The following is a 12373-nucleotide window of genomic DNA, read 5'->3' on the forward strand; positions in this document are numbered from 1 at the left end:
AGGGAATAAAGTTGGGGCTTTTGGTCTAGATATTTGATATGTAATTGAATAAGTATTAAAGTCTTTCAAATGTAAAAGGGGAACTATGCCCCCCCTTTTTATGCCCTTTTGTTGTATACTATTTGCTGTTTCAATACGTTCTATGTTAATGAAAATTATACAATTAAACATGAAAAAAATCTTGTTATTACTAGTTATGACCATTTTTACTAGCCAGATTTTCGCTCAAGAAGGTTTTAAGATGGGTATTCAAGCAGGTCTACCTTTTAATGATTTTAATGAAGCTCTTAGCGTTGTAGTTGGTGTTGATGTTTCATACATGTATCCTTTAGGTGAAGTAGTAGACATAGGACCCGCAGTAGGTTTTATCCATGGTTTCGCAGAAACATTTCAATCTAATATTGTACGCGCAGATTTAAAACCAGTTCAGTTTGCACCTTTATCAGCAGGCGTGCGTATTTGGACATCAAATGATTTCTCATTCGGTGGTAATGTAGGTTGGGCTTTAGGTGTTAGTGAGGGTAATGATGGTGGTTTGTATTACAGACCAACGATTGCTTATTTAATGAGTTCTAGTGTAGAGATCAATTTTTCTTATACAGGTATTGAATTAGACGAGGCTACTTGGTCTACTTTAACTCTTGGTATTGTGTATAATTTTGAGCCGAAGTATAGAACTCGCCGATAAGGCCAAATCGAAGGTAAAGTAAATGTACTTCTATAATTTCTTATCAATTTGTTAATCAACATTTGTTACTTTTGATACATGAAGATTATCATAATTAATGGCCCTAATTTAAATTTATTAGGGAAAAGGGAGCCAGATGTGTACGGAGCTGAAACATTTGAAGATTACTTTTCAAAACTTCAAATCAAATTTAAAGATGTTGATTTAGAGTACTTTCAATCTAATATCGAAGGAGAGCTAATTTCAAAAATTCAGGAAACAGGTTTTACCTATGACGGTATAGTATTAAATGCCGCGGCATACACGCACACCTCTGTTGGTATAGGCGATGCAGTAAAGGCTGTAAAGACTCCTGTAGTGGAGGTACATATTTCAAATACCCATAAGCGCGAAGAATTTAGGCATGTTTCTCACATTTCTGCTGCCGCAAGTGGTGTTATTCTTGGCTTCGGACTTAAAAGTTACGATTTAGCCATCGAAAGTTTTTTATTGTAAATACAAGAAACCTTTAACATCTGGTTGACTAGCTTAATTCGTAAATAGTTGTAAAATCTATAACTATGAAAGGAATTGGCCTAGTACTTTTGACCATATCTTCATTTATAATTACATCGTGCAGTGATAAAGAAGATTTAACACTCACTCCCATTATTGATGATTCAATTTCTCTTAGTAATGCTTTTTCTAGTTTAACTTTTTCAAAACCATTAGATCTACAGTTCCCTCAAGACGGAACTAACAGAATATTCGTTGCAGAAAAAGGAGGTGTTATAAAGTCTTTTGATAACATAGACGCTACAGAAGTAATCTCTACATTTTTGGATATTTCAAATAAAACAGCCACGGCAAGTGAATTGGGCCTATTAGGGTTTGCCTTTCATCCAGATTATAAAACCAATGGTTTTCTTTATGTTACCTATACACCGAGTGAGAGTTTAGCGGTGGTTTCTCGTTTTAAAGTATCCGAAACGGACGCTAATTTTGTAGAAGAGTCAAGCGAAACTATTTTATTGGAAATAGCCCAACCAGAAACTAATCATAATGGGGGTCAATTGGCTTTTGGTCCTGATGGATATTTATACATTGCTTCAGGTGATGGTGGCGGTACGGGTGACCCTGACGGGAATGCCCAAAACTTAGAAACACTGTTAGGGAAAATTTTAAGGATTGACGTCAACAATCAAGATTCTGGTTTAAATTATGCAATACCGACTGACAACCCATTTGTGGAGAATGAAAATGCTAGAGGTGAAATTTATGCATACGGACTAAGAAATCCATGGCGATTTAGTTTTGATAATCAAACTAATACAATTTGGACTGCCGATGTAGGTCAAGATGAGTTAGAAGAAATAGACCTTATAGTAAAAGGTGGAAATTATGGTTGGAATATTCTTGAAGGTACTTCTTGTTACCAAGAAACAGAATGTGATGCTACAGACTTAATTGCTCCACTTTATGAATATGGCCATAGCAATAATGATAAATCGGTTACCGGTGGATATGTTTACCGTGGAAATGAATTACCGAATTTAAAAGGGTATTACATTTATGGCGATTTTATTTCAGGTAGAATATGGGCGTTAGATCAAGCCGGAAATAATAAGTTATTTTTAGAAACTGGCTTAAATATTTCTTCTTTTGGGATAGATGAAAATAAGGAGTTATACCTGTGTAGTTTTGACGGTAAAATTTATAAGTTCAGTTCTGCAGAGTAAGATTAATCTACTTTTTCGGGTCTTAAATATTTTTCCTCAACATAGAAAGTGGCAAAGGGTAGAAGAGAGGCTGCTCCAAAAATGAGTAGCTTCTTTATGCCCCATTTTTTTTCATAGCCAACTAAAATTGTAAGTGTTATAAAAGCAATAAATAGTGCGCCATGAGCGTAGCCAACTAATTTATTCGGTCCGGGTATTTCTGCCCAGTATTTCAATGGCATGGTTATTCCGAACAACGCCAAATAGGAGATTCCTTCTAAAATTGCCGTTGCTCGAAATAATTTTAACATGCTATTTGTTTATTAAAAATGATTATAAATGAATTACTTCGTCGTATGCAGCTGCAACCGCTTCCATAACTGCCTCACTCATAGTTGGGTGCGGGTGAACTGCTTTTAATACCTCATGACCTGTAGTTTCAAGTTTACGTCCTAAAACTGCCTCAGCAATCATATCAGTTACACCAGCACCAATCATATGGCAACCTAACCATTCGCCATACTTGGCATCAAATATAACTTTAACGAATCCGTCAGAAGCACCAGATGCTTGTGCTTTACCACTTGCAGAGAATGGGAATTTACCAACCTTAATATCAATACCCTTATCTCTTGCTTGCTTTTCTGTCAAACCAACAGAAGCAATTTCAGGAGAGCAATAGGTACAACCAGGTATATTGCCATAATCTAATGGCTCAACATGCATATTTGCTAATTTCTCAACACAAAGAATACCCTCTGCTGAAGCTACGTGAGCAAGAGCTTGCCCCGGTGTTACATCACCTATGGCATAATAGCCAGGTATATTTGTTTGGTAATAATCATTTACCAAAATTTTATCACGATCTGTAGCAATACCAACCTCTTCTAAACCTATATTTTCAATATTGGTTTTGATACCAACTGCAGACAATACAATATCAGCTTCTAGAATTTGTTCGCCTTTAGCGGTTTTTACTGTCGCTTTTACTCCGTCTCCAGAAGTGTCAACAGAAATAACCTCTGCAGAGGTCATTATTTTAACTCCTGCTTTTTTAAAGCTTCTCTCTAATTGTTTAGAAACATCTTCATCTTCAACAGGTACAATATTTGGTAAATATTCTACTACTGTTACATCAGTACCCATAGAATTATAGAAGTAAGCGAATTCTATACCGATAGCTCCACTACCTACAACAATCATTTTCTTAGGTTGCTTGTCTAAGGTCATTGCTTCACGGTATCCTATAATTTTCTTACCATCTTGTGGTAAACTTGGTAATTCACGACTTCGAGCACCAGTTGCAATAATAATATTGTTAGCGCTATATTCTGTAACAGTACCATCTTCAGCTTTAACCGAAACTTTCTTGCCAGCTTTTAGTGTACCATAACCTTTTATAACTTCAATTTTGTTCTTCTTCATTAAGAACTGAACACCTTTGCTCATTCCGTCGGCAACGCCACGGCTTCTTTTTACAACAGCATTAAAATCCTTGTCAACACCTTCAACCTTTAATCCGTAATCATCTGCATGTTTCAGGTATTCAAATACTTGCGCAGATTTCAATAAAGCTTTAGTTGGGATACAGCCCCAATTTAAACAAACGCCTCCAAGACTTTCTTTTTCAATAATAGCGGTCTTAAAACCTAATTGTGAAGCCCTGATAGCGGTTACATATCCTCCTGGACCACTACCTAAAACAATAATGTCGAAACTGCTCATATTCTGTTTTTTTGATGTTTGAAATGAGGTGCAAAAGTACAAAACCAAATCGAAATTGAGAATAGGATTTTAAAATATGACCTTTAATTTCTTATTGTGATATTTTGAAAATTCAATTTTCTAAAAACGAGGTATCGTAATTACTTAATATACAATAAAGAGGCCCAAAAAGGCCTCTTTATTTAAGTTTAAAATAGAGTAGATTATTCAGCAGGCACAAATTTTAATGCAACCCCATTAATACAGTGACGTAAACCCGTAGGTTCTGGGCCATCTTCAAAAACGTGGCCTAAATGTCCGCCACAGGTGGCGCAGTGTTCCTCTGTTCTTACGCCGTAAGTGTTATCAATTTCGTAGCCTACATTACCTTCAATTTCTTGATAAAAACTTGGCCAACCCGTACCAGAATCAAATTTGGTTTGGCTTTTAAAAAGGGGAGTGGCGCAGGCAGCGCAAACATAAGTGCCCTTCTTTTTAATCTTCAATAATTCACTAGAAAATGGGTTTTCTGTTGCAGCTTCACGCAAAACATAATATTCAGCATCGGTCAATTCCTTTTTCCACTCAGCATTTGTTTTCTGAACTGAAAATTCTTTTGTGTTTTCCACCTTTGTATCAGTGGCCATTTCTTTTTCTTGCGATGTGCCTTTGCAACTAGCAAAAAGGACTAATAGCGCTATTCCAATTTTGATTTTCATTTTCAATTTTTTTAATCTGTCGTAAATCTTTTAAAGACCTTTCAAGTTATTGTATTTATGTAACTTTTAAAGTTAAGGTTTTAAAAAAAAAATATATAGAAATAAAAAAAGTCTTTAGGTTTAACCAAAGACTTTAGATGCTATAAGTAAAGTTTCTAAAAACTAATCTAATTTTATTTTTTGAATATTCTCTTCTTTCACTCCTAAATGCGCCATAACCGAATTAATATCAGAAGTGTCTAATTTGCCAGTTGTTGATTCTGCTGGTAAAACAGCAATTCTAAACACTTGATTGTCGGTGTCGCCTGCAGGTAAAGTACTTAAGTCAAAATCTGATTCTAAGAAAATATTTACATCAAAGAAAGTATAATCAAAATTATATTGTAATAAGCCTTGGTCTATAATTCTTGTTTGAGGCATTAATCTCCAAATATCAACTAAATCACCATTTCCATCTACGGTTTCATCCCACAACAAATACACTAAAACTACATCTGTTTCAAAGACTTCTACATTCTGAGGGAATTCATAAAAGATAGCGTAATCATTTTCAAGGGTAAAAGAACCTTCAATATCCATCACTTTTCCCAAGATGTTAATTCCATCCTGCCCATTGGCACCATCAATTCCGTCAAAACCATCATAACCATCATAACCTGCAGGTCCTTGTGGTCCTTCACATGAAATAAAAAATATAGCTACTAGTGCTCCTAAAAATAAGTTCAGTTTTTTCATATTAGTATTATTATTGAATTTTTGTATAAATATTTTATTCTTACATTCAAAAAGCGTTCCATTTTTGGTAATTCAATTTATAAATCGGATATTAACTGCTATAATTTTAACAAAAAACAATCATTGTCGACCGTCTTTCTAAGATGATTAGCTTTACCCAAATAATTAAAAGATAATATGTCTAACGTAATAGTTCACTCTTTATTTACTGAATTTGATATTAACCTTTTTAAAAGTGGCAAACATTATCGCCTTTATGAAAAGCTTGGTTCCCATATAATTGAAGTAGATGGTGTTAGAGGAACCTATTTTTCAGTTTGGGCACCTAGTGCTAAATCTGTATCTGTCATTGGAAATTTTAATGCTTGGAATGCAGATGAACACAAGTTAAATGTTCGTTGGGATGCAAGTGGTATATGGGAAGGATTTATTCCGAATGTAGGAAAAGGTGAAGTATACAAATATAAGATTCAGTCTAACAACAATGATATTTGGACAGAAAAGGCAGATCCTTTTGCGAGATTTTGCGAACACCCACCTAATACAGCGTCAATAATATGGACAGCTGACCACAAGTGGAAGGATAAGGATTGGATGAGCTATAGAAAAGAGAAAAATGGTTTAGATAAGCCGTACTCTGTTTATGAAGTTCATTTAGGCTCTTGGAAAAAGAACGCAGGTAATAAGTTTTTGACCTACACCGAGTTGGCAGAAGATCTTGTTGCTTATGTTAAGGATATGGGGTATACCCATATAGAGTTTATGCCTATTATGGAGTACCCTTATGATCCATCTTGGGGGTATCAATTAACAGGTTATTTTGCACCTACTTCAAGATTTGGCACACCAGAAGAATTTAAATTATTGGTAGATACATTTCATCAGAACGATATAGGAGTTATTTTAGATTGGGTTCCTTCACATTTTCCAGAAGATGCACATGGTCTTGGTTTCTTTGATGGCTCAAATTTATATGAACATCCAGATAGAAAAAAAGGGTACCATACAGATTGGAAAAGCTTAATTTTTAATTATGGAAGAAACGAAGTTCGAGCCTTCTTAATTAGTAATGCACTTTTTTGGTTGGATCAATATCATGTAGATGGGCTGCGTGTAGATGCAGTTGCTTCTATGTTATATCTCGATTATTCAAGAGAAGAAGGGGAATGGGATCCAAATATATATGGTAACAACGAAAATCTAGAAGCGATATCATTTATTCGTGAATTGAATGAAGCTGTATATTCAAATTTCGAAGGCGTACAGACAATTGCTGAAGAATCTACGGCATTTTCTGGTGTTTCAAAACCAGTGGAACACGGTGGTTTAGGATTTGGAATGAAATGGATGATGGGTTGGATGCACGATACACTACAGTTTTTTCAAAAAGAACCAATTTATAGAAGACACCATCAAAACGACCTTACCTTTAGTATGACCTATGCTTTTACAGAGCATTTTATGCTACCATTTTCACATGATGAAGTGGTATATGGTAAGCAATCTTTGGTATATAGAATGCCAGGCGATGAATGGCAGCGCTTTGCTAACTTAAGGCTTCTTTTTGGGTACATGTTTACTCACCCTGGTACAAAACTTATGTTTATGGGTGGTGAGTTTGGGCAAACCGCAGAATGGAATTTTGAACAAAGTTTAGATTGGCATTTGTTACAATATGAAGGTCATGCTGGAATTCAGGATTTTGTTAAAGATTTGAATCATCTGTACAAAAGTTCTCCTGCGATGTACGAAAAGCAATTTAGCTCAGAAGGTTTTCAATGGATAGATTACAGTGATCATGAAAATTCAGTTCTAGCCTATGTACGTAAAGGTCATGATGAAGAAAATGATTTAATAGTAGTTTGCAATTTCACACCAATTTTGCGAGAAAATTACCGAATAGGCATGCCTAAAAAAGGTAAAATCAAAGAGATTTTAAATAGTGATGATGTTAAATATGGTGGTGGCGGTAATTTGAATAAAGTTATCAAAGTTTCAACTAAGGCCTCTCATGGATACAAAAAATCAATTGAAATTACAATTCCACCATTAGGTATTGTAATTTTAGGGTAGTAATTTTAATATAAACGGTTCACCGTAAACATTTTATGATTATTTTTTTTGGTATTTAAAGACATCTCTTTAATTATATTTTAATGATAACAAACACAGAGCTTGAATATAAAGGTAATTTATACCCTAACCATATAGTCGAGTTTACACAAGATACAGATAAGTTGTATTTCACAACTGAGAACGGTGTCGTTCTACAGATTACAATTCTTCGGGGTAGTGTAATTCGTTTTAGATATGCTACAAACTACAATTTCGAACCAGATTTCTCTTACGCTATTGACCCCGATAGTACGATGGGTTATAGTAAGTTAGAAGTTGTTGAGAACCATTCAGAGTATATAATATCTACTGCGAGACTAAGTGTTTTGGTAGATAAGAAAACGCTTAGAACCCAAATTTCAGATTTAGCAGGTAATATTATAAATGAAGATGAGCTGGGTTTTCATTGGGAAGAGAACTATGAGTACGGTGGAAACACCGTTAAAATGAGTAAGATTTCTCAAATTGGTGAAAGCTTTTACGGCATGGGCGATAAAGCAATGCATAGTAACCTTAAAGGTAAAAAAGTTGAAAATTGGGTAACCGACCAATTTGCATTTGCAAAAGAGCAAGATCCATTATATAAGGCGATACCTTTTTATATTGGGTTAAGTAAGGGTAAGGCTTACGGAATCTTTTTTGATAATAGTTTTAAAACGAGTTTTGATTTTTCACAAGAACGTAGAAATATTACTAGTTTTTGGGCTGATGGGGGTGAATTAAATTACTATTTTATTTTTGGTCCAGATATGTCAAGGGTAGTTAGTTCTTATTCTAATCTGACTGGTACACCAGAACTACCACCAATGTGGGCACTAGGCTTTCATCAATCTAAATGGAGCTATTACCCAGAGAGTAATGTAAAAGAAGTTGCGAACGAATTTCGTAATCTAAAAATACCTTGCGATGCCATATATCTAGATATAGATTACATGGACGGTTTTAGATGTTTCACTTGGGACAAGAATCATTTCCCTGATCCTAAGAGAATGATACAGGAACTCGAGCAAGACGGGTTTAAAACCGTGATAATGATTGATCCAGGTATTAAGGTGGATCGTGATTATTGGGTATATAATGAAGCTTTAGAAAACGATTACTTCTGTAAAAGAGGAGATGGTCCTTTAATGCATGGTAAGGTTTGGCCAGGAGAATGTAATTTTCCTGATTTTACAAATCCTGCAGTACGAGAATGGTGGGCCGAGTTGTATAAAGAATTTATGTCTGAATTAGGTGTTCATGCTGTTTGGAATGATATGAACGAGCCCGCAGTAATGGAAGTGCCTACAAAAACGGCGCCATTAGATACAAGGCATAATTATGATGGTCACCCATGTACGCATAGAAAAGCCCATAATGTTTATGGTATGCAAATGGTTAGGGCAACTTATGAAGGTGTTAAAAAGTATGTGTATCCAAAAAGGCCTTTTGTGATAACAAGAGCGGCATTTGCCGGTACCCAAAGATATGCTTCTACTTGGACAGGAGATAATGTTGCCACATGGGAACATTTATGGATAGCAAACGTACAAATGCAGCGCATGTGTTTAAGTGGGTACTCCTTTGTGGGTTCTGATATTGGTGGATTTGCAGAACAACCAGATGGCGAGTTGTTTGCAAGGTGGATACAATTAGGGATTTTTCATCCATTCTGTAGAGTTCATTCAAGTGGGGATCACGGCGATCAAGAACCTTGGTCTTTTGGTATAGAAATTACAGATATTGTTCGAAAGTTTATAGAAATAAGGTATCAACTTTTACCTTATTTATATACCATGTTTTATAAATATACTAAAGAGAATAGGCCAATGATACAGTCATTGGTGTATTATGATCAAGAAGATACCCAAACCCATTTTAGAACAGATGAATTTATTTTTGGTGAAAAAATATTAGTTTGTCCTATACAAGAGCCAAATGCTCAAGGGCGTAGAATGTACATTCCTAAAGGAGAATGGTATGATTTTTGGACCCATGAGTCAGTAATAGGAGGCAAAGAAAAATGGGTTGCAGCCGGTTTAGATAAATTACCAATTTTTATAAAGGCAGGAGCTATAATTCCTAAATATCCAATTCAGCAATATGTTGGTGAAAAGAAAATTGAAGAATTGTTGTTAGAGGTTTATTATAAAGAAGGGGTAGAAGCTTCAGAAGTATATGAAGATGCAAACAATGGTTATGATTATAAGAAGGGAAGATATGCCTTAAGTAATTATAAATTGACAGGGAAAGAAAATTCGTTGACAATACAATTATTTAAAGATGGAAGTTTTGAAACGGAATATGAAACCATTAAACTTAATATTCATGGTTTGCCTTTCCAGATTGAAAGCGTAATGGTAGATAATGAAGAAATAGCATTAGAGAGTTTAAGTCTGGGTGGGGATAATATTTTACGCATTGACAAAAACTTTACATCATTACATCTGTCAGGAAAAGAATAACTTTGTATTTAATTACCATTAACTTAAAAACTGAATATGAAAAAAATAGTATTAATAACACTTGTGTTTATAGGGGTATCTGCTTGTAAGGTGAATCCTTTTACAGGACAGAAAACTTTAAATTTTTATCCAAATAGTCAAGTATTTCCTTCTGCTTTTGCACAGTATGACCAATTTTTAACAGAGAATAAGGTAGTCACCGGTACCGCCGAAGCTCAAATGATAACTAGAGTAGGGCAACGAATTTCCTCCGCGGCTGAACGATGGTTAACTGCTAATGGTCATCCGGGTTATTTGAAGGACTATAAGTGGGAGTATAATTTAGTGAATGATGAGACTGTAAATGCTTGGTGTATGCCAGGTGGTAAAATTGTATTTTATACAGGTATTTTGCCAATTACACAGTCAGAAACAGGTGTAGCAGTAGTAATGGGCCACGAAGTAGCTCATGCATTAGCGGATCATGGAGCGCAGAGAATGAGTGCAGGTACTCTACAGCAAATAGGAGCAGTTGCAGGTAATATCGCAATTCAAGATGAGCAGAAACGCAATTTATTTAATCAGGCATACGGTATTGGGTCTCAAGTTGGGGTAATGTTACCATTTAGTAGAGGTCATGAAACAGAAGCGGATCTTATTGGTTTGCAGATTATGGCGATAGCGGGCTATGATCCCTATGAAGCTGCAGAGCTTTGGAAGCGTATGAAAGCGAATAGTGGAGGAGAATCACCACCAGAATTTATGAGTACACACCCATCTAACGATACAAGAATAAATAATCTTACTGCATGGGCACCAGATGCCGCTGCTGAGGCTGCAAAATTTGGGGTGACTAAATTTAAATAAAACTTAAAGCATTATTGTATATTGAAGCCGTTCAGAAATGAGCGGCTTTTATTTTTATATATGGGGAAAACACTAGTTGAAAAAGGAAGTAAAAAATTATTGAATGCTTGGGCCTTTTATGATTGGGCAAATTCGGTATATAGCTTAGTAATTTCATCTGCGGTATTTCCTATTTTTTATGGTGCTCTATTTAGGGTTGAAGGTATTGAGAAGGTTACAGTTTTTGGAGGTGAGATTGCAAGAGCTCCGTTAATAAGTTACACCACTTCTTTGGCTTTCGTTTTCATTGCAATCATAACTCCGTTAATTTCTGGGATAGCAGATTATTTAGGAAACAAAAAAGTGTTTATGAAGTTCTTCTGCTATTTAGGTGGTCTTTCATGTATAGGGCTTTATTGGTTTTCCTTGGAAAATATTTATGTAGGATTAGCATGTTACTTCTTTGGATTGGTAGGCTTTTGGGTGAGTTTTGCCATCAATAATTCTTATTTGCCAGATGTAGCTTTTCCAAAACAACAAGACGCGATAAGTGCAAAAGGCTTTTCTTTGGGATATGTCGGTAGTGTAATTCTTTTGATATTTAATTTAGCAATGGTCATGAAACCAGACCTCTTTGGTATAACTACTGATGAAGCCGGTGCAGCGGAAATAAAAGCAATGAAATATTCATTCATGACTGTAGGTATTTGGTGGATACTTTTTGCGCAATATAGTTTTTACTACTTGCCACAAGGCTACAAGAAGGAAGGGGGAAGAACCAATATAGTTTTAAACGGATTTAAGGAGCTTAAATTAGTATGGCATCAACTTGGGGGGCAAGTAAAGCTCAAAAGGTATCTAGGAGCATTTTTCGTTTATAGCATGGCGGTACAAACCGTAATGTTGATAGCGACATATTTTGGGGAAGAAGAAATAGCATGGGGTACTGACTCGGAACGTACAACTGGGCTTATCATTAGCATTTTAGTTATACAGTTAGTAGCAATTTTAGGTGCTACCGTTACTGCTAAAGCTTCTGAAAAATATGGTAATATAAAAACACTTATTGTGGTTAATGCGCTTTGGGTTTGTATATGTATTTATGCATATTTCGTAATAACACCAACAGATTTTTACATTGCCGCAGGTTGTGTTGGTTTAGTAATGGGTGGTATTCAAGCATTGTCCAGATCAACCTATTCCAAATTTCTACCACAGACTAAGGATACAACCTCCTTTTTTAGTTTTTATGATGTTGCTGAAAAAATTGGAATCATTATTGGCACTTTACTTTATGGTATTGTGGCTCAGTTAACAGGTAGTATGAGAAGTTCTATTATATTCTTAGGGCTTTTCTTTTTAATTGGGATGTTCTTGTTGTTGAGAGTAAAAGAATCAAAAAAGCCCCTTTAAAAGAGGCTTTTTTTAATTGATTGTTCGCTATTT

The 12373-nt window shown here is 35.3% G+C and carries 11 protein-coding genes; 7 read left to right on the plus strand and 4 right to left on the minus strand.

Features of this window, described 5'->3' with window-relative positions:
• Positions 1 to 169: 169 nt before the first annotated feature.
• From B5X55_RS10635 to B5X55_RS10645, 3 genes are all read left to right on the plus strand, one after another.
• Positions 170 to 688: an outer membrane beta-barrel protein gene (locus B5X55_RS10635; protein WP_079512778.1), complete on the plus strand. Its 519-nt coding sequence runs from the start codon at positions 170 to 172 to the stop codon at positions 686 to 688.
• 78 nt (positions 689 to 766) lie between these two features.
• On the plus strand, positions 767 to 1183 hold the full coding sequence (aroQ, locus tag B5X55_RS10640; RefSeq protein ID WP_079512611.1) for a type II 3-dehydroquinate dehydratase: 417 nt from the start codon (positions 767 to 769) through the stop codon (positions 1181 to 1183).
• 65 nt (positions 1184 to 1248) lie between these two features.
• Complete coding sequence (locus B5X55_RS10645) at positions 1249 to 2406, plus strand: PQQ-dependent sugar dehydrogenase (protein WP_079512612.1); 1158 nt, start codon at positions 1249 to 1251, stop codon at positions 2404 to 2406.
• Between the two features lie 2 nt (positions 2407 to 2408).
• Here the strand turns inward: B5X55_RS10645 and B5X55_RS10650 are convergent, their stop codons facing one another.
• The 4 genes from B5X55_RS10650 to B5X55_RS10665 form a co-directional block, all read right to left on the minus strand.
• Positions 2409 to 2696, minus strand: a complete 288-nt coding sequence (locus B5X55_RS10650; protein WP_079512613.1) for a DUF3817 domain-containing protein — start codon at positions 2694 to 2696, stop codon at positions 2409 to 2411.
• A 22-nt stretch (positions 2697 to 2718) separates the two neighbouring features.
• Entirely contained in the window at positions 2719 to 4110 is a 1392-nt protein-coding gene (gene lpdA, locus B5X55_RS10655) for a dihydrolipoyl dehydrogenase (RefSeq protein ID WP_079512614.1), read from the minus strand.
• 203 nt (positions 4111 to 4313) lie between these two features.
• Positions 4314 to 4808, minus strand: coding sequence for a peptide-methionine (R)-S-oxide reductase MsrB (gene msrB, locus B5X55_RS10660; protein WP_079512615.1), 495 nt, complete (start codon positions 4806 to 4808; stop codon positions 4314 to 4316).
• A gap of 162 nt (positions 4809 to 4970) precedes the next feature.
• On the minus strand, positions 4971 to 5543 hold the full coding sequence (locus tag B5X55_RS10665; RefSeq protein WP_079512616.1) for a hypothetical protein: 573 nt from the start codon (positions 5541 to 5543) through the stop codon (positions 4971 to 4973).
• A gap of 177 nt (positions 5544 to 5720) precedes the next feature.
• On the opposite strand from B5X55_RS10665, the gene glgB reads away from it, so the two are divergent.
• The 4 genes from glgB (at position 5721) to B5X55_RS10685 (ending at position 12340) form a co-directional block, all read left to right on the plus strand.
• Positions 5721 to 7616, plus strand: a complete 1896-nt coding sequence (glgB, locus tag B5X55_RS10670) for a 1,4-alpha-glucan branching protein GlgB (protein ID WP_079512617.1) — start codon at positions 5721 to 5723, stop codon at positions 7614 to 7616.
• A gap of 83 nt (positions 7617 to 7699) precedes the next feature.
• Positions 7700 to 10102, plus strand: coding sequence for a glycoside hydrolase family 31 protein (locus B5X55_RS10675; RefSeq protein WP_079512618.1), 2403 nt, complete (start codon positions 7700 to 7702; stop codon positions 10100 to 10102).
• A gap of 36 nt (positions 10103 to 10138) precedes the next feature.
• The gene (locus B5X55_RS10680; protein ID WP_079512619.1) at positions 10139 to 10948 is read left to right on the plus strand and encodes a M48 family metallopeptidase; all 810 of its coding nucleotides are present in this window, start codon (positions 10139 to 10141) and stop codon (positions 10946 to 10948) included.
• A 60-nt stretch (positions 10949 to 11008) separates the two neighbouring features.
• The gene (locus B5X55_RS10685; protein ID WP_079512620.1) at positions 11009 to 12340 is read left to right on the plus strand and encodes an MFS transporter; all 1332 of its coding nucleotides are present in this window, start codon (positions 11009 to 11011) and stop codon (positions 12338 to 12340) included.
• Positions 12341 to 12373: the final 33 nt, after the last annotated feature.

The sequence above is a fragment of the Maribacter arcticus genome, assembly GCF_900167935.1.
Taxonomy (GTDB): domain Bacteria; phylum Bacteroidota; class Bacteroidia; order Flavobacteriales; family Flavobacteriaceae; genus Maribacter; species Maribacter arcticus.